Source organism: Limosilactobacillus oris, assembly GCF_025311495.1.
Lineage (GTDB): Bacteria > Bacillota > Bacilli > Lactobacillales > Lactobacillaceae > Limosilactobacillus > Limosilactobacillus oris_A.
Map to the genome: position 1 here is coordinate 705,516 of NZ_CP104398.1, position 17,920 is coordinate 723,435.

Annotated in this window: 12 protein-coding genes; 3 read left to right on the forward strand and 9 right to left on the reverse strand. The window is 48.9% G+C overall.

What is annotated here, in order from left to right; translation table 11 throughout:
• Positions 1–174: 174 nt before the first annotated feature.
• Both yicI and N4599_RS03745 read right to left on the reverse strand, forming a co-directional pair.
• Complete coding sequence (gene yicI, locus N4599_RS03740; protein WP_260902083.1) at positions 175–2,466, reverse strand: alpha-xylosidase; 2,292 nt, start codon at positions 2,464–2,466, stop codon at positions 175–177.
• A 15-nt stretch (positions 2,467–2,481) separates the two neighbouring features.
• Positions 2,482–3,873: a glycoside-pentoside-hexuronide (GPH):cation symporter gene (locus tag N4599_RS03745; RefSeq protein ID WP_260902086.1), complete on the reverse strand. Its 1,392-nt coding sequence runs from the start codon at positions 3,871–3,873 to the stop codon at positions 2,482–2,484.
• A 217-nt stretch (positions 3,874–4,090) separates the two neighbouring features.
• On the opposite strand from N4599_RS03745, the gene N4599_RS03750 reads away from it, so the two are divergent.
• Positions 4,091–5,254 (forward strand): ROK family transcriptional regulator, encoded by a 1,164-nt coding sequence (locus tag N4599_RS03750; RefSeq protein ID WP_260902088.1) that lies wholly within the window; start codon positions 4,091–4,093, stop codon positions 5,252–5,254.
• A gap of 114 nt (positions 5,255–5,368) precedes the next feature.
• On the opposite strand, the gene N4599_RS03755 is transcribed toward N4599_RS03750, so the two are convergent.
• The 3 genes from N4599_RS03755 to N4599_RS03765 all read right to left on the reverse strand — a co-directional run bounded on the left by N4599_RS03755 (position 5,369) and on the right by N4599_RS03765 (position 9,974).
• Positions 5,369–7,411, reverse strand: a complete 2,043-nt coding sequence (locus tag N4599_RS03755) for a right-handed parallel beta-helix repeat-containing protein (protein WP_260902090.1) — start codon at positions 7,409–7,411, stop codon at positions 5,369–5,371.
• 19 nt (positions 7,412–7,430) lie between these two features.
• Positions 7,431–8,897: an MFS transporter gene (locus N4599_RS03760; protein ID WP_003712749.1), complete on the reverse strand. Its 1,467-nt coding sequence runs from the start codon at positions 8,895–8,897 to the stop codon at positions 7,431–7,433.
• A 165-nt stretch (positions 8,898–9,062) separates the two neighbouring features.
• Positions 9,063–9,974 (reverse strand): AraC family transcriptional regulator, encoded by a 912-nt coding sequence (locus N4599_RS03765; RefSeq protein ID WP_260902092.1) that lies wholly within the window; start codon positions 9,972–9,974, stop codon positions 9,063–9,065.
• 230 nt (positions 9,975–10,204) lie between these two features.
• On the opposite strand from N4599_RS03765, the gene N4599_RS03770 reads away from it, so the two are divergent.
• Entirely contained in the window at positions 10,205–11,575 is a 1,371-nt protein-coding gene (locus N4599_RS03770; RefSeq protein ID WP_191363945.1) for a sugar porter family MFS transporter, read from the forward strand.
• A gap of 83 nt (positions 11,576–11,658) precedes the next feature.
• Here N4599_RS03770 and N4599_RS03775 read toward each other — a convergent pair whose 3' ends face one another.
• Positions 11,659–12,840 carry an ROK family transcriptional regulator gene (locus N4599_RS03775; RefSeq protein WP_260902094.1) on the reverse strand — a complete coding sequence of 394 codons (1,182 nt, stop codon included), beginning with the start codon at positions 12,838–12,840 and terminating at the stop codon, positions 11,659–11,661.
• A gap of 302 nt (positions 12,841–13,142) precedes the next feature.
• The gene (locus tag N4599_RS03780; RefSeq protein WP_260902096.1) at positions 13,143–14,501 is read right to left on the reverse strand and encodes a glucose-6-phosphate isomerase; all 1,359 of its coding nucleotides are present in this window, start codon (positions 14,499–14,501) and stop codon (positions 13,143–13,145) included.
• A gap of 155 nt (positions 14,502–14,656) precedes the next feature.
• Between N4599_RS03780 and N4599_RS03785 the strand changes: the two genes are divergently transcribed.
• The gene (locus N4599_RS03785; RefSeq protein WP_260902098.1) at positions 14,657–15,271 is read left to right on the forward strand and encodes a sugar O-acetyltransferase; all 615 of its coding nucleotides are present in this window, start codon (positions 14,657–14,659) and stop codon (positions 15,269–15,271) included.
• Positions 15,272–15,395: 124 nt separating this feature from the next.
• Here the strand turns inward: N4599_RS03785 and N4599_RS03790 are convergent, their stop codons facing one another.
• Together N4599_RS03790 and N4599_RS03795 are read right to left on the reverse strand one after the other, a co-directional pair.
• Positions 15,396–16,286, reverse strand: a complete 891-nt coding sequence (locus N4599_RS03790) for a GRP family sugar transporter (protein ID WP_191364255.1) — start codon at positions 16,284–16,286, stop codon at positions 15,396–15,398.
• Between the two features lie 154 nt (positions 16,287–16,440).
• Entirely contained in the window at positions 16,441–17,919 is a 1,479-nt protein-coding gene (locus N4599_RS03795; protein WP_062814015.1) for a sensor histidine kinase, read from the reverse strand.
• Position 17,920: the final 1 nt, after the last annotated feature.

Below are 17,920 nucleotides of genomic sequence, written 5' to 3' on the forward strand. Positions count from 1 at the left end.
TCCGTATGTAAACGGTTAGCTACGGTATTTATTATAATCTTGCAGGCCATTAATTAACAACTGGCAAATTGGCGAGCTAATTTTGCCGTACAGGGAAGCCAGCGGTTTTATCATCTGTCATTGATGCCAAAAAAGGCATCCCCCATTTGGAAGATGCCTTCGTTTATATTAATTTTAGAGTGTGAAATCACTTACACCGTTAGTCAGCTGTTCGTCTTGAGCCCGTCCATTTTCGTGAACCGTAACGGTCAAGTCACCGCTCAGGCCGGTCGTCTTAACCGTGAACTGGTTCCCCTGCCGAGTAACGATAACTTCAGCCGCATCCTCACCGTGCTTATCAACCACTTGAACCTTGGTCGTCCCCTCGTGCATATCAAAGAGCTGGATATTAACGTCCTTGGTGTAGTCATAATCAGCGTGCTCAGGGTGGTCGCGCGTAACCAAAATTGTGTTGTCACGGACTAGCACTGGCAAGTGGAGCTCATCATAGTGCTTCGTCAGCCACTGGCCGCCCGCAGGCACTTCATAGTGTTCGCCGTCCTGGACGATACTGGTCCATTTCCCTGCTGGCAGGTAGAAATGCACGTTTCCTTCTGGGTTGAAGACTGGGGCAACCAGAATCTGGCTACCAAACATGTACTGGTTGGCAATGGTGCGGGTATTGTAGTCATCACCAAATTCGAACCACATTGGCCGCATCAGTGGGTTCCCGTAGTGGGCACTGTGGGCCGCCTGGGTATACAGGTATGGCATCAGTGAAAGCTTCAGATTAACGTACTTCCGGCTGTTTTCAACCGCTTCGTCGTCGAAGTTCCATGGAACCCGGTAGACGTCACTACCGTGGTACCGACTATGCGAGGATAGCAGACCAAACTGAGTCCAACGCTTGTAAAGATCAGCAGTTGGGGTGTCCGGCCCGTCTTCAAACCCGCCAATGTCGTGACTCCAGAAGCCAAAGCCGGAGCTCAGGAATGACAGCCCACCGTGAAGGGTGTCAGACATGGACTTGAAGGTGGACAGGCAGTCACCGCCCCAGTGAACCGGGAACTTCTGTGAGCCGACCGTTGCGGACCGGGCAAAGACAACCGCTTCGTCGCGGCCCTTAACTTCAGCAATCACATCAAACGTGGCCTTGTTGTACTGGTAAGTGTAGTAGTTGTGTTCACGCTTCGGGTCAGAGCCGTCGAAGTAAACAGCGTCGTCCATTGGGATCCGCTCACCAAAGTCGGTCTTGAAGCAGTCAACCCCCATGTCGAGCAGCTTCTTCAGCTTGCCCTGGTACCACTTAACGGCATCCGGGTTGGTAAAGTCAATGAAGCCGTTCCCTGCTTGCCAGAGGTCCCACTGCCAAACATTGCCATCGGTCCGCTTAACCAGGTAGCCGTGTTCCTTACCTTCCTTGAACATCTGGCTCTTCTGGGCAATGTATGGGTTGATCCATACACAGACCTTAATGCCCTTGTTGTGGATTTCCTTAATCAGCTTTTCAGGGTCCGGGAATTCGTCATTGTTCCAAGTCAGGTTACTCCACTCGAAGTCGCGTTGCCAGAAGCAGTCGAAGTGGAAGACGTCCAACGGAATATGACGTTCTTCCATCCCGTTGATAAACTTCATCACAGTCTGTTCACTGTAATCGGTCAAAAAGGAAGTGGTCAGCCACAAACCGAAGGACCAGGAAGGCGGCAGTTGAACTTTACCAGTTAATTCGGTGTACTTGTGTAAAATTTCCTGTGGCGTTGGCCCGTAGATGACGAAGTATTCGAGTGATTGGCCTTCAATACTGAATTGAACCCGATCAACATTTTCGGAAGCAATTTCGAAATCCACCGGTTCCGGCTGGTTGACAAAGACACCGTAGCCATCATCAGTGATATAGAACGGAACGTTCTTGTAGGCCTGGTCAGAGCCAGTTCCCCCATCCTTGTTAATCGTCCGGACTTCCTGACCGTTCTTTACAAAGTTGCCGAAGCGTTCACCCAAGCCGTAAACGTGGGTGTCGACGCCGAGGGACAATTGTTCGCGCATGTAGTGCTTGCCGTTGTCCCGGTTCGTAATTTCACCCTGGGCGCGGTGACGGGAGGCCGTAATTTCCTTCCCATCGGCGTTGAAGGTCATCGCAAATTCTTGCCGCAGTGGCACGTTAACTTGAAGGCGCCCACTCTGCAATGAGGCTGCCTGGTCGTCAACGTGGATATCAACATCCGGGTGCTGGTCGGTCAGCTCAAAGGATGGTTCCTTCTGGTTCTGGTCAAAGTGCGTTAGCTTGACCCCGATTACATCCTCGGCGGGTGAGCTGAGCTTAATCGTGGTCATCCCGATGTTTAATTCATCCCCCCGGCCGTTAATCCGCTTGTAGGGAGCAAAAACATTCAGTTCCTTGTCTTCCTGTTCTGCCGTAAAGGCTTCTTCGGGATGATTAATTTGATATTCCTTCTTGTCTAACCAATAACCATTTGTAAACTTCATGGTAAACTTCCTTTCCTAGTCTTTGGCTGCTGAGCGTTGGCTGATTTCCTTGTTCATCTGTTCAATCTTTTCATCAGTCAAGCGGTAGAATGCAAAGACAATCATGGCCAAAATCGTAACAATAATTGGAATGATTGTCGTGGTCATCCGGATTCCAAACAAGCTGTGTGCCGTTTGCTGGTGGTTAGCAACGAAGCCGTAAGCGGCTAATACATAACCCGGAATAACCCCACCGAGGGCCATCCCAAACTTGAAGAAGAAACCAACGATTGCATTGACGATCCCGTTCTCCCGCTTACCGGTCTTCCATTCACCGTAAGTAATAACTTGTGGAACCAGGGCCCACTGGAAACCAGTCGACAAGGTTACACCAGCAGCTTCAATCGCCCGACCGATAAAGGTCCAGGTAATGTTAGTAGCAGGAACCATGAACATAATCAGGAAACCAATGACAATTACTAAGAGGCTCCCCTGCATCAATACTTGGGTCCCCAGCTTCCGGTTCAGCCATGGGGTAATCGGAACAGTCAAGAAAGCTGGCAGTGTCCCGAGCAGGTTGTACCACTGCATCAAGCCAGCATTGTGGGCATTGTAAGTCATGTAGTAAGCCCCGACAGAGTTAACAACAGACATCAGACCAAATGTAATAATGAAGAAGATTGCTAATACCCGGAGTGGCTGGTTAATCTTAAGCTGGTGGAAAAGGTCCTTCACTGAGACCGACGCTTCAGTATCGGCTGGCATGTGAATCCGTTCAGTCGACTGGCTGAAACAGAAGACCAGCACTAATGCCCCGGCAATTCCGTAAACGACCATCGTCAGGAACCAGCCCATCTTGGATGCTGCACCGGAGTAGTAACCACCAGAGAAGAGCTTAACGCAAACTGGAACACCGAAACTGACGGTCAGCGATCCCATGTTGGCAAGGAACATCCGAATTGATGACATGGAAACCAATTCCTTGTTGTTCCGGGTCATCGCCGCGTTCAATGAACCATACGGAATGTTGACAGTGGTATAAATCACCGAAAGGCCGACGTAGGTAACGTAAGCATAAACCAGTTTCCCCATTTGGCTAAAGTCCGGCACATAGAAGCAGAGCATTGCCAACACCGCGAGTGGCAAGCCCATGTAGAGCAAGTAGCCACGGTACTTACCAAACCGGGTCGTATGCTTATCGATAAAGGTACCAACAATTGGATCGTTGATTGCATCGATCAAACGAACAATTAAGAACATCGTTGCTGCATCAGCTGCCGGCAAACCATACACGTTTGTATAGAAGAACAACAAATACGTTGAAATAGTAGTGTAGATAAGGTTTTGGGCGAAATCACCAGTGGCCCAGCCAAATTTTTGCCGCCAGGGCAGTTTAATATCCGTGGCGTTAAGTGCTTGGTTTTGCACAATAATCACATCCTCAAATGATATAAGTATTTCGTAAGTTAGTTTTGTTTCACAACAAACTAAAAATACCACCATTTTCGTCGTTTGTAAACGCTTTATTTTAAATAATTTACAACCAGGGTCCGGTTTCTCCCGCCTGATTGTAGTACAATCAAATTATTACCCAGCACTTCGCCGTCCTGGCGAGTTGCTATGATGGATACTGGAGGAACATACATTGTCATCTACTAACCGTGACCTCAACCGGCTCACCAACCTGAAGCTCGTCAAACAACAACTTTTTAACCATCCCGCAATTTCCCGGGCGGCCGTTGCCCGGAATACGGGATTAACTCGGTCAACAACCTCCTCGTTGTTCGCCGAACTCGATCGGCAAGGATTCGTTCGTCACCTCGGGCGCGGGCAAGCGACGGAAAACGGCGGCCGCAAACCGGAACTCTACACTATCAACACCCATTACGGCTACATTGCCTGCTTTAACCTGACTTACGATAGTCTTTACGTTATGTTTCTCTATGCTGACGGCCAGGAAATTAGTTTTCAGCAGATTGCTTTAACTAACCACGAGCTCTTGCAGGTAATGGAAATCATTAATCAGCAGTTAGCCACAACCGCAGCGCACAACGATACCGAGCACGGTTTGCTAGGCATCAGCTTCTCCATTCATGCCGTGGTCGAAGACGATCAAATTGTTCATTCTCCTTACTACCCCCTCCACGGAATCAACCTCCAGAAGTATTATCAGGATCGTTATCACGTCCCAGTTAAAATTGGCAACGAAGCAAACCTGGCCGCAATATACGAACGGGACTACGGGAAGCAGAATAGTGCTGACAACTTTCTGGTCCTCAGTATTCACCGGGGACCAGGGATCGGCGTCATTGCCAACCGTGAACTCTTCACTGGCTACCGGGGCATGGTGGGAGAGCTCGGCAGCGTTAAGATTCCAAACCGGCAGGGGCGGGTCACAGAGCTTGGTGACGTCTTCTCCAGCGACCACTTTCTCGCCCGCCTAGGCCAAGCTACTGGCACCACCATTAACAATTTCACCGCTGCTCAGCAGGCAGTTCGACAGCATGGTGACGCTACTAAAGCGGTCCTGACTGATTTTGCGACCGTTACTGGCCAGTTGATTTTCAACCTTCAAATGCTGTATGGACCAGAAAAAATCTTAATCAATTCCCCCCTCGTTGAAAATATTCCAGAGCTAGGCGCCTTAATTCAGGCGGCGACTATCCAATGTGGCTGTCAGGTGCCCGTAATTATCATCAAGGGTGCACAATATGTGTCGCTACTCGGCGCCGGTGCCCTCTTAATTCGCCAGGTTCTTGGCTTAGAAGACGTTGCCCTCCAGTTCCAATGGTTCCGTAAAATCGGCTAGGAAAAGCGCAGTTTACGCATCATTTTCCATAGCACAATCCGTAAAAATGGCCTTCAAAGATCGGTAAAACCCGAATCTCTGAAGGCCATTATGTTCTCTTTCTTATATTATTAACTAGAAAAGTTTTTGTTCCGTTTCCACCGCACTGCTGAATGGTCCTGCAGTGACCTTCACCCCGTCACGGTGGTTGCCAAAGTAGTCACTATCGAAGGTGATTGGGGTTCCATCAGGATTTTCGTACTTTTCTTCTGGTTCAAAGGCCATTGGAATCGTCGCTGTAGAAATCACGCCATCAGCCTTTTCAGGAACAAAATCGTACAGGTTGGTCTTTAGGTAGAGGCCATCCTCCCGCTTCTCAAGTGCTAGTTTGACCTGGTCAGCGGTGTCGACAAACGGATTCTCCTCCTTCGCCGTAGCTTGGGCGCCATTCAAGTAGACATTCCCCGCTGACCAAACTGGCAAATGGCTGTAATAGTGGTCGCTGTTTGGCGCGTAAATCCCACAGTAGCCGTCAAACTGCTTATCCCATTCCGCAAAGGTCGGGTAGTCACTAAATGGTTTGGTGCCGACTTCGAAGTTGTAGTCATCCCAGTCATCTGGCTCGTCCTTCTTCATCTCCGCCAGCTTCTGCATTTCTGGACGCAGTTGCTGTTGAACGAAGATGTTGTTGTAGAACTTATTATCACCATGCTGGATGGTCATGAAGCCCATGACCTTGGTACCATGAATTTCGTGGTAAGGCGTAAAACGGTTCGATGGCAGGTTAACTGAGTTATTGTCGGTCCCCCGACCAGTAGCGGTAAAGCTCCCGGCAATCAGGTTATGCACCATGGCAACCCCTTGTGCAGCAAAGCGGATTGAGCGCTCAGACAGGAAGAGGTTGTTGTCAATCAGGGTTGGCCCAAAGGAGACTTCAATCCAAATGTCTTCGCCCAAGCCGCTCAGGACGTCATCGATGTTGTCCTGGTCAACTTTAAAGTCATTTGGCAGGCTGTTGTGGTCAAAAAGGTTTTGGGTGACCCGAGTTCCCTGCGCCTGCCAGTCCAGCCACAGGCCCCGTGTACAGTGGTGAATGTGGTTGTGCCGGTAAGTAACGTCGATGGCGGCGTGCATCTTGATGCCACCAATTTCGGCCCCAGCCAGGTTTTGGCGGACATTAATATCGTGGATATCGTTATCTTCAATCAAGGAGCAGATACCACCGAGGTGCCCAACGATTCCAGTCTGCCCACAATCATGAATGTGGTTATGCCGGATAATATGGGAGCCCACATGCTCCTTATCCCAGCCCTCGTAGGAAGCCTGGCAAATAGCGTCCCGCTCAGTCTGGGTACCGTCCTTGTACTTCCACTTGAGCCACTTATTATCATTGTTCGGTTGGAGGTACTTGCCAAGGGAAATACCAGAACACTTGGAGTGCGAAACATCACAGTCTTCTACAATCCAACCCTTAGACCAGTGCGGGCCGATCATCCCCTCCTGGTAAGCTGTCGGCGGTGCCCATTGGGTTGCCGCCTTAGTAACGCCGAAGCCAGACAGCGTAATGTAGCCAATTCCCTCTTGCTGAGGGTAGAAGCAATTCTCACGAACATTGATTTCCACGTTCTCTTTATTCGGGTCCGCCCCCTGGAAGTTGGCGTAAATCACCGTTTCATTTTGTTCCTCGTCCTGTTCCGTGAACCAGGTCAACAGCGTGTCTTCAGGGTACCAGGACTTCATATTCTTGACTGGTGACTTAACCTCGTCCAAGCTATTAACTTCGTAAAGGGCCTTATCGTTCAGGTACACTTCCCCCGTGTGGGCAACGATCCGGGCATCAAACCAATCTCCTAGGACCCGGGTAGTATACGGATTATAGTTACCAAAAATGCTATTTGGAATCCGCACTTGCCAAACATCGCCAGCCAGTGCCTCCCAAGTGGCAACCCGTTCGGCACCGGTAATTACTGCGCCCAGTGGTTCAGTTGACCGGTAAATAATCCGCTGTTCCGCGGTCCCAGCGTGCTTGGGATCAACGTTTTCCCGATAGGTTCCTGGCGCAACTAGGACCTCATCCCCCGGCATGGCAAGATTGGCTGCTGACTGGATGGCCTTGAAAGGGCGCTCCTGGGAACCGTCCCCGTTGATAGGCGCATTAATATCTACATAAATTTTCATCCTAATAACCTTCTTTCATTTACTTACTAACAGCTGTATTTCGCTGGTCCTCAATTTCGTGGTTAATCTTATCTACCTCCGGATCTGACAGTGGGTATTTGCTCATGATCCACATTGCAATCAAGGCGAGAACGATTGGTACCCAGATCATCGAAATCGAAATTCCTGTTAGGGCTGAGGCAGGCTGACTAGCCTTATTACCGTCAAAGTGACAAAAGGCGTTGATGTATCCCGGAATGATTCCACCGAGCGCCAAACCAATCTTGAAGAATAGTCCCATGATGGAGTTGATGATTCCGGCGACCCGTTTCTTAGAATGCCATTCACCATAGGAGATAACTTCTGGCACCAGTGACCACATGTAACCAGTTGCCGCCGTAATTCCCCACTGCATGATAAACCGGCCAATATATCCCAAAGCAATGCTGTTCTTGAAGGCTGGGAATGACCAGACCCACAAAATCAATTGACCAATGATAAAGAGAATCAGGAAGAGGTAGAAGAAGCCCTTCTTGCCAATCTTACGCCGGACAATCGGCCAGAGAAAGACGAGGAAAATCCCCGGAATTGACCCAATCAGGTTAATTGAAGCCATCCATTCAGAATGACCAATATTATACTGAACGAAGAATGGCCAAACGGTATTTCCAAAGAACATGAAAGTAAAGCCGATGAGGAAGAACCACCCCAGAATCTGTAATGGCTTGTTTTGAATCAGTTCATTCCACAGGTCGGAAAACTTAACCGAAGCCGTTTCTTCCTGGGTCGGCAGGACCCGTTCTTTAATTCCGAAGTAGGTACAGAGGAGCATGATGAACCCGATGATCATGTAGACCGAAATCACCTTAAAGTAAGCTCCAGCTGCCTGCGGTGAAGCATAGTTACCCAAATTTAGTTTAATGCCAAAAAAGCCAATGTCTTTAAGCTGCTTGGCAGGCGATGCCAACTGCACAAACAGCGGCAAGAAGGTGTAAACCAAGAGGTTCCCGATGTTGGCTTCCGTCATCCGGACGGTCGTTAAGGTCGATACTTCGTCATTATCACGGGTCAACGAAGCATTCAGCGACCCGTATGGGATATTAACAAAGGAGTAGATTAACGCCGTTGCAAGGTAGGAGAAGAAAGCATACAGGACGTTTCCCCGTACCGCAGGAATCGGCAGGAAGAGCAGAGCACAGCAAATCGTCAGCGGGATCCCAAAGTAAATTAGGAACGGACGGTACTTGCCGCCATGCTTAAAGTGGCTCTTATCGACAACCGTTCCAACCCAGGGGTCCCAAAAAACGTTGACCCACCGAACAATCAAGAAGATTGTCGCCCCGGCTGCGGCCGAAATTCCAAAAACCGTCGTCAGGTAGAAGAGCAGCATGGAACCAATTGTTCCGAAAATTAAGTTTTGTGCTAAATCACCGGCACCATAACAAATTCGCTCACGCCACGAAAGTTTAGCAAACTCATTTACTGCTTGCTTAGAAGTATTGTCCATTGAAGATTCGTCCTTTCAAATCAAAACTAAAAAAAGCAATTAAAGTAAGTTAGCTGAATAAGAGCGGATAATTTTCAATCCACGATCATTGTATTCGCTTTCAAGGATGAAAAATAGGTCATAAACTGACAGCTATTTGTCAATTTATGACCTTTTATTAATTAACTATTCGAAATAACCTGTCCGGTTTTTAGAAGTAACAGACCGCTTCCGCCGGGTCTGCTTACGGTATTCGCTCGGTGTAGCGCCCGACCACTTCTTAAACTGTTTGCTGAAAATTGAAATATTGCCCGCCCCAACTAAGCTGGCGATTTCATCGATTGAATTGTGGGAGTTTTCCAGAAGGCGTTGCGCTTTTTGATAACGCTCCCGATTAATGTAATACAAGGGCGTAATCCCATAAACCTTCTTAAAGACCCGGTGACCGTAGCCGCTGCTAATTCCCAAGTGATAACAAATTTCCTCAAAGTTGAATGATGGATTTTCGTCGTCATTATTGACCCGGTTTTCAATACTGACAACCAGGTCCCGGGCCACTTTGGCTTCTTTGTCTGAGTATGGCAGCCGGTGGTGGTCCTTAACCCGGTCAATCTCCTGGTCAACGTCCCGAAGGAAGTTAAGGAGTGTAATTTCAATTGCAACCCGGTTGGCAAAATTATTAACCTGTTCCCGGTTACTGCTGAGCTGGGCAATTGCTGCCAAAGTATCGGTACAGATTCGTGCCAGTACTGATCCGGCGGGAATCCGCTGATTGGCAACCAGCCCAATCAACCGGGACCGCACGAGCATATCCTCAAAGTCAAAATGCAGGCAGCTATACGTCATCGGCGTTTGAGTACTCTGGTTGCTATTTGTATGGTAGGTTTCTGGTGCAATAATAATCGCGTCACCCGGACCTAGTTCGATGGTGGGGCCACCTTTAATTTCCGTCAATTGACACCCCTTGCTAATGGTCATCAGTTCAAATACCTGGTGTCGTTGCTCAAAAAAATGCCAGCCCCCAGCAACCGTATGACGGTGTCCGCCAAACATATATAAGCCCGATTCAATTGTCGGAAAAGAAATAAACTGTTGCACCCTTGTCACCCCTCAATTAACAACTAATCCTAATTAGTCTTTTTATTACCAAAATTTGTCTATTTATAACTATCTCTTGAACAAAAACATTTGTAAAAACGCTTCCAATTTCGTCTTTTTATGTTATTATAATAGACGTTAGTTGGTTAATCAAACCAACGCAATTATAAACAACTAACTCACTCTGTTAACTTACATTTATTCTTGTTTTTATATAAGGGGTTAAAATCATGAAACATAAACTATCTGCAGGGTGGATTTATTTCTTTGCCGCTTTGGGTGGCTTACTTTTCGGTTACGATACGGGATCCATTTCTGGTGCCATCCTATTTATTGAAAAGCAATTATCCTTGAATTCTTGGCAACAAGGTTCCGTCGTTTCCGCTGTATTGCTGGGTGCCATTCTGGGTGCCGTTACCATTGGACCTTTCTCAGACCACTTTGGTCGGCGGAAACTCCTGATGGTTACTTCAATTATCTTCTTCGTTGGGGCCTTAGGTTCCGGAGTTGCTCCTGAATTCTGGACCCTGATTATTTCCCGGGTAATTCTGGGGCTCGGTGTTGGTTCTGCTTCAGCACTGATTCCGACCTACCTGGCCGAATTAGCACCAGTTGCTAAACGGGGAATGATGTCCGGGCTCTTCCAGCTAATGGTTATGACCGGGTTACTGTTCGCCTACCTGTTCAACTACTGGTTGCAAGGCATTTACACCGGTTGGCGGTGGATGCTTGGCGTGGCTGCCGTACCAGCTGCCGTTCTCTTTGTCGGGGCAATTATTCTGCCTGAATCGCCACGTTACCTGGTACGGAACGACAAGGAAAATGTTGCCCGTGAAGTTCTGATGGCAATGAACCAAAACGACGCCAACGTAGTTAATGATGATATTGCCAAGATTCAAAAGCAGGCCGCCATTAAGTCTGGTGGTTGGAGCGAACTGTTTGGTTTGATGGTTCGGCCAGCCCTGCTTGCCGCTGTCGGCCTGGCAATTTTCCAACAGGTCATGGGTTGTAACACGGTGCTCTACTACGCCCCAACCATCTTTACTGATGCAGGCTTCGGTGTGCACTTCGCACTGCTCTCCCACATTTGGATTGGGATTTTCAACGTCATCATTACTGTGATTGGGATCTGGCTGATGAACCGGGTTAGCCGGCGGAAGATGTTAATCGTCGGTGGTTGGCTGATGGCTATTACCCTATTCATCATGTGCTGGGGACTGATGCACTCCAGCGATTCCAAGTTTGCCGCTGACGTTGCCGTAATTTCCATGGTAATCTACATCGCTTCGTTCTCTGGTACCTGGGGCCCAATCATGTGGACAATGATTGGTGAAATGTTCCCACTGAACATCCGTGGTTTAGGAAACTCCTTCTCCGCTGGTGTCAACTGGACTGCGAACATGATTGTTTCCCTGACCTTCCCACCTCTTCTGAGCTTCTTTGGTAAGGGTACTCTGTTCATCGGTTACGGTGTCTTCTGTCTGCTCGCCATCTGGTTTGTCCACACCAAGGTCTTCGAAACCCAAGGCAAGTCCCTGGAAAGTATCGAACAATGGCTGCGTGACCAGGCTGCCAAGAAAAAAGCTGCTAAGAACGATTAATAATTAAATTAAGCGTTGACGATAACTTTCGCCAACGCTTTTGTATACATTAAAACGTCCCGCACAATGCGAGACGTTTTGCGTTACTCTACATTTTTTACTTCGTTCGGCCAGCGCAGGCGAAGCTGATAATGGTCAAGCTGGAGTGCCCGATGAATTGCTAGTGAGCTGGCTCCCAACAGCGAAGTCATCCGGGAGCCCACAATCTTTTTAATCGGTGAGAAGGCTCCCATCTCCACTAATTTAGTCCGAATCTGTTCATACAGCTCTGGAATATCCTCAAAGAGGGTCGAGTTAAAGTAGACCTCCTGCGGGCCAAAGGAAACAATCGCATTATACGATGCTTCCGCGATTAATTCCGCCGCGTGGTCAAAGATCTGCAGGACCTGGCTATCATAGTGGTAGAGGCGGACCAGCTCAGCGCTGCTAATCTTGTCTATCCCCTTGACTGCTTTTACTTGACCAATAATTGCGTCCTCGGAACACAGTGATTCCATCTTTACCAGCTTTTTACTCCCGGTAGCAAAACGGTCAATCATCAGGGTCCGGCCGATTTCCCCAGCCATCCCGCGATTTCCCCGGTAAAGCTGGCCGTTGGCAATTACACCAACCCCGATTCCCCGGTGAATACTGATAGTAATGAGGTCGCGAATATTATCAGCTACACAAAAGTCATTCTCAAACACCGCTGATAGGTTCGCCTCGTTCTCTAGGACGACCGGTACGCCAAACTCCTTCTCGAAGTACCCCTGCAGGTCAATTCCGTCGAGGTCTAAGAACGGGGAATCCAGCACCTTGTTATGGTACACAATCCCATGAATTGAAAAGGCGATTGCTAGCAGGCCGCGGTTGGTCTGGTCAAACTCCTGCATCTGTTGAATTTCTTTTTTAATCATCTGCATAATCGTCAGAATATCGAAACGCTCGATTGGCTGTCGATTATAGCGGATAATTTCCCCATTAATGTAGTTAAACATCGAGGCCATATAGGCAGTCCCGATGTTGAAACTCGCCACGAAACCATAGTTAGGGTTCAAGCGAACCAGGTTAGGCTTCCGTCCCCCACTACTCGTTGACTCGCCCTGACGCACTTCCTGAATCAAGCCAGCATCATCTAACTCGGTATAGATTGAGGAAACGGTCGACTTGTTCAGCTTTAGTTGACGGGCGATTTCCGCCCGCGAAGTTTCTTGGTTGTTAAATAGTTGTTGTAATACTAATTTTCGATTGTTTATTCGCGATAAATTGCGATGGTCAATTGTCATGTTATCCCTACTTCATCCATTAATATCCAATGCCCTTATTATAACACGTTTGCTAGTCATGCTTACGCAACAGCCATAATTCTAAATAGCACCATAAGATAATTAATAGGACACAGTAGGCTGTAGCAAGCCACGCAATTGCTTTTACTAGGAGCCAACCAGTCAGCGCCGTAATAATTTGAAAACAGATGGTCAAAACAATCCAGGCGACTAAACGGTGCTGGACTCGCTGCTGTTGTTGATAAATTTTTTCTTTATCCATAAAAAAGAACTGGGGATTACTCTCCAGTTCCTCCTTAATCCTAGTTGTTCTTTTCCATTTCAGCGCGGAGCTGCTTGCCGACTTCTTCGTAACCCGGCTTGCCCAGCAGGCCAAACATGTTGGTCTTGTAGGCTTCCACCCCTGGTTGGTTGAATGGGTTGATCCCGTTCAGGTAACCGGAAATCCCCATGGCCACCTCAAAGAAGTAGATCAGGTAGCCCAGCGTGTATTCATTTTCTTCTGGGATGTGAACGGTCATTACTGGTACGCCACCAGCCGTGTGGGCAGCCACTACAGCTTCGTAGGCCTTGGTGTTGGCGAAGTCCATCGTCTTCCCTTCCAGGTAGCCGAGGCCGTCAAGGTTATCTTCTTCGCTTGGGATCTCCACGTCGAAGTTTGGCTTGTCGAGCTTCACAACGGTTTCCATCAGGAAGCGGCGTCCTTCTTGGATGTATTGACCAAGTGAGTGGAGGTCAGTCGTGAAGTTAGCACTGGATGGGTAAATGCCCTTCTGGTCCTTCCCTTCGGATTCACCGGCCAGCTGCTTCCACCATTCGGCGAACATCCGCATGTTGGGCTCGTAGTTTTCCAGGAGTTCAGTCTCGTAGCCCTTCCGGTAGAGGATGTTCCGGTAGGCGGCGTACTGGTAAGCCTCGTTCTTGGACAGGTCTGGGTTAACGTAGTCCTGTTCCGCCTGGGCCGCACCAGCCATCAGTTGGTCAATGTCGGCACCAGAAGCGGCGATTGGCAGGAGGCCAACCGGGCAGAGGACGGAGTAACGGCCACCGACCCCATCAGGAATGACGAAGGATTCGTAACCGTTGGCGTCGGCCTCGGTCTTCAACGCCCCCTTGGCCTTGTCGGTCGTGGCGTAAATCCGCTTGTTAGCTTCTTCCAGACCGTACTTTTCAATCAGCTTCTTCTTGAAAATCCGGAAGGCAATGGACGGTTCGGTCGTCGTCCCGGACTTGGAAACGACATTGACGGAGAAGTCCTTGTCACCAATCAGTTCCAGCAGGTCGTGAACGTAGGTCGAGCTGAGGGAGTTCCCGGCAAAGATGACCAGTGGGTACTTCCGGTCTTTGGCGTCCTGCGCCTGATAAAAAGTGTTGTGGAGGAAGTCGATTGCCATCTGAGCACCGAGGTAGGAGCCCCCGATTCCGATGACAACTAAGATGTCGGAGTCGGACTGGATCTTCTTGGCGGCTTGCTTGATCCGCTCAAATTCATCCTTATCGTACTCGCTTGGAAGGTGGAGCCAGTCGCGGTAGGCGGCCCCGGCACCGGTCCCGTTGCGGAGTTCATCATCTGCGGCCTTGACCATTGCCTGCATCTCGCCGAGTTCGTTGTCATGAACAAATTGTTTCAAAGCACTGCTATCGAATTTTACCTGTGTCATTATAAGCGCTTCTTTCTAAAATAAATTATTTTACTTAATCATAATAGCGGATAATGTAGTCGGTTTCAATCGGAAAGGACAAATCTGTTTAGTGCTCGTAGAAGCCCCTAAACACTGCCATAATAGTATTTAGAACAGTAAAGGAGTGAATTAAGATGGAAGAAAATACCAAGAGAATGCTGGCGGGCAAGCCCTATTGCCCAGCCACTGCGGAGTTAGACGCGTTCGCCCAGTTCGCTCACCGCCTGTGCCGTGACTACACATTGACTACGGATGAAGATACCGTCGAACGAACAGCCATTATCGAAAAACTATTCCCCAACCATGGTGCTAGCACCTATATTCAGGGTCCCATGTTTGTCGACTATGGTCGGTTTACAACCCTTGGTGATAATTTCTACGCCAATGCCAATTTAACGCTTCTCGACACCTGTCCCGTCACCATTGGCGATAACGTCATGTGCGGCCCGAACGTCTCCATTATTACCGCCATGCACCCGCTCCGTTACCAGCAGCGTAACCCACGCCAGCTTCCAGACGGCCGCTTTGCTGACTACGAGTACGGCAAACCCGTTACGATTGGCAGCAATTGCTGGCTAGCCGCCAACGTCACAATCTGCCCAGGGGTCACGATTGGCGACGGCTGTGTCATCGGCGCAGGCGCCGTCGTTACACAAGATATGCCGGCCAACTCGCTGGCACTCGGTGTTCCTGCCAAGGCAGTCCGTCAAATCACTGAAGACGATAACCTAGACAGTCTCCCATATTAGAGCGTCTCACCGCCACTGATGTGCACAGCTAGCGCGTTCTAGTATTATCACCTTTAAAACAGCTAAGAGGCTAAGTTAATGCTCAGCCTCGTTTTTTATTTCTATTTATTTCCCGGGAAATTATTTAGTGGGCAAATGCCGTCAAGATACTCCCAGCGACAATTAAGATAATTCCGGCAATTGTAAAGGCCATTTCACGGCTGGTCTTGTGTTCATGTAATACTAATACTCCCCCTATAGTGGCGATTACCACGTTCATTTGGGTAAAGACAAAGGCCACGTTGACCCCGAGCGCCCGGCCAGCAAAGATATAGGCTAGGGCAGCGATACCCCAGGAAAGGCCCCCGAAGATATTCAAGTACTGTTCCTTTTGCTTGAAGGCCTTCGCATTGCCAGAAACAAAGGTGTAAATCACAGCACCAATCAAAATCCCAATCATTTCTGGCAGAAAGATTCCCAACGACTTTTCGTCTTTAAGCCACGGAATCTTTGGAAAGGCGGAGTAAACCCAGTAACCAAAGGTTGTGCACAGCAGGAAGAAGAAGTTCTTAACCGTTACCCGCTTACCAGAGCTTTCGTCGGTCACGGAGGTCATCAGGGCACCAATGATTACGACAAGCAAAGCACCAAAACCAATCAGGCGGGCCATCGTAGAATGCCACTCACCAAAGATGATGACCCCAATCAGGGAATTCCCAATCAGTTGGAACACAGTCGATAGCGGGATAGTATTAGAAACGCCCATCCGTTTGAAGGACACGAACTGACCAATCTGACCAGTCGACCAGAGCGCCCCACAAATAACGGAAATCCAGAAGCCGCGGGCACTAACAACTACGGCACCAGGGTTACCCGATAGCTGTGCAGTCAGAAAAGCAATTAAACCAATGATTGTGGCCCCGGCACCAATTCCAAAGGTCTGGTTAATCGTCGAGCCACCAACTTTACCGGTAATCAGGGGCATAATCCCCCAACCGACAGCCGGCACCAATGCAAGTAGATAAGTTAACACCATAACAATTCTCTCCTATCAATCAATCTACAAGATGATAATCTATCACACTGGAAACGCTTGCACAAGTCCGGAAATTTCGGTCTACCGGTTAAAGTGCTGGTACTAATAGCAAGTAAAGCCTTTTATAAAAAATTGGTCTTATTGGAGCACACCTTTAATTTTCATCTTTCGCCTGCTGATTGCGCAGGGCGGTTTGACTATCGGGGAAGAAAACTGTAAAGGTGCTCCCCTTGCCCAATTCACTCTTTACCGTGATTTTACCGCTATGGAGCTGGACCAACTGGTGAACGATTGCCAGGCCCAGCCCGGACTCCCCGTATTTGGTATTCATCCGTGACTTGTCGGCCTTATAGTAGCGTTCCCAGATGTTGTCCTGCTGGTCAGCCGTCATCCCGATACCGTTATCCTGAACGACAAACTGCGTCCCGTGTCCTCGCTGTTGACCGCTAATCTTAATCACACCATTTTCCGTGAACTGAATTGCGTTTTGGATAATATTAAACATAATTTGCACGAAGCGGTCGTAATCGGCATACACCAAGAGACCGTCTGGCACTGACAATTCCAGTTGGTCGCCTTGCGCACGGGCCTTCTTTCCTAACTGCTCCTTGAGGTTTTGGAGAACCGCAGATGCGTCAAACAGCTTTCGTTCCATCGAAATTTGGTTTGTCCGAATCTTTTCGTAATTCAAATTGTCGTTGACCAGGCGGATCAACCGCTTGGTCTCATTCTGCATCAATTCGATGCTATGCTGCTTATCTTCTTCTGGAATCACGTCATATTGAAGCCCCTCGAGGATTCCGTTAATCGTCGTCAACGGAGTCCGCATTTCATGAGCGGCATTGGCCATAAACTGACGCCGCCGCTCCTCCTGGGAGTGGATTTCTTCGTGCGAACTCTGCAGCGAGGCCGTCATCTGGTTAAAGCTCCGCCCCAAGTCCCCAATTTCATCATTACCCAAAATCCGCAGACGGACATCGTAATTGCCTTTAGCAACCTGGTGGGTCAGCTCACGCAGCCGTTTGATCCGAACGGTAATTGACCGGGAAAAGAAGTAGCTGACCAGCAACGTCATCAAGCCGGCGAAGAGGAGCGCCACTAACAAGTTCAGCTTGATCTGGTGCATATTCCGTTCAATCGGTGACACAAAGGTCGCAATCGCTACTACGGCTACTAGCTTGTTCTTGTTACGGTAAGGGCGGATAATTTCGGTCATCCGGGGCATATTAGTCGCCGCAACCTGCTTGGAAAGCCGGGGAGTAGTCATCTTAACGTAGATAGTCTCCCCCTTTTCCAGCTTTGCCCACTTAGCAGCCGTAATGGTTGGGGTAAAGCCGTTGCTGGCAAAGAGTTGTTCCTGGTCCCGTCCATAGATGGCAAAATGAACGTCCTGATGGCTCAGCAAGCGAGCATCCGAATGCAGGGCAGGAGTTACAAAACCGGCAAAGGAGTGGTCAACCGGGTCGTAACGAATTGAATCCTCGACCAAACTATCGGCATCCTGCCGGAGCTGCCGCCAGGTATCCTGGTACATCGACTGGTTAGTCACCTTAATAAAGGAAATACTTAAAATCACCATCAAAATCACGATGATGGTGAAAAAGCTGAGCATCAGCCGGTACATTAACTTCATT

What these genes read in the sequence shown, in the direction of transcription:
- N4599_RS03775 (WP_260902094.1), bottom strand. Translation starts at nt 12,840, where the DNA reads ATGACAATTGACCATCGCAATTTATCGCGAATAAACAATCGAAAATTA.
- N4599_RS03785 (WP_260902098.1), top strand. Translation starts at nt 14,657, where the DNA reads ATGGAAGAAAATACCAAGAGAATGCTGGCGGGCAAGCCCTATTGCCCA.
- yicI (WP_260902083.1), bottom strand. Translation starts at nt 2,466, where the DNA reads ATGAAGTTTACAAATGGTTATTGGTTAGACAAGAAGGAATATCAAATT.
- N4599_RS03770 (WP_191363945.1), top strand. Translation starts at nt 10,205, where the DNA reads ATGAAACATAAACTATCTGCAGGGTGGATTTATTTCTTTGCCGCTTTG.
- N4599_RS03755 (WP_260902090.1), bottom strand. Translation starts at nt 7,411, where the DNA reads ATGAAAATTTATGTAGATATTAATGCGCCTATCAACGGGGACGGTTCC.
- N4599_RS03760 (WP_003712749.1), bottom strand. Translation starts at nt 8,897, where the DNA reads ATGGACAATACTTCTAAGCAAGCAGTAAATGAGTTTGCTAAACTTTCG.
- N4599_RS03790 (WP_191364255.1), bottom strand. Translation starts at nt 16,286, where the DNA reads ATGGTGTTAACTTATCTACTTGCATTGGTGCCGGCTGTCGGTTGGGGG.
- N4599_RS03795 (WP_062814015.1), bottom strand. Translation starts at nt 17,919, where the DNA reads ATGAAGTTAATGTACCGGCTGATGCTCAGCTTTTTCACCATCATCGTG.
- N4599_RS03780 (WP_260902096.1), bottom strand. Translation starts at nt 14,501, where the DNA reads ATGACACAGGTAAAATTCGATAGCAGTGCTTTGAAACAATTTGTTCAT.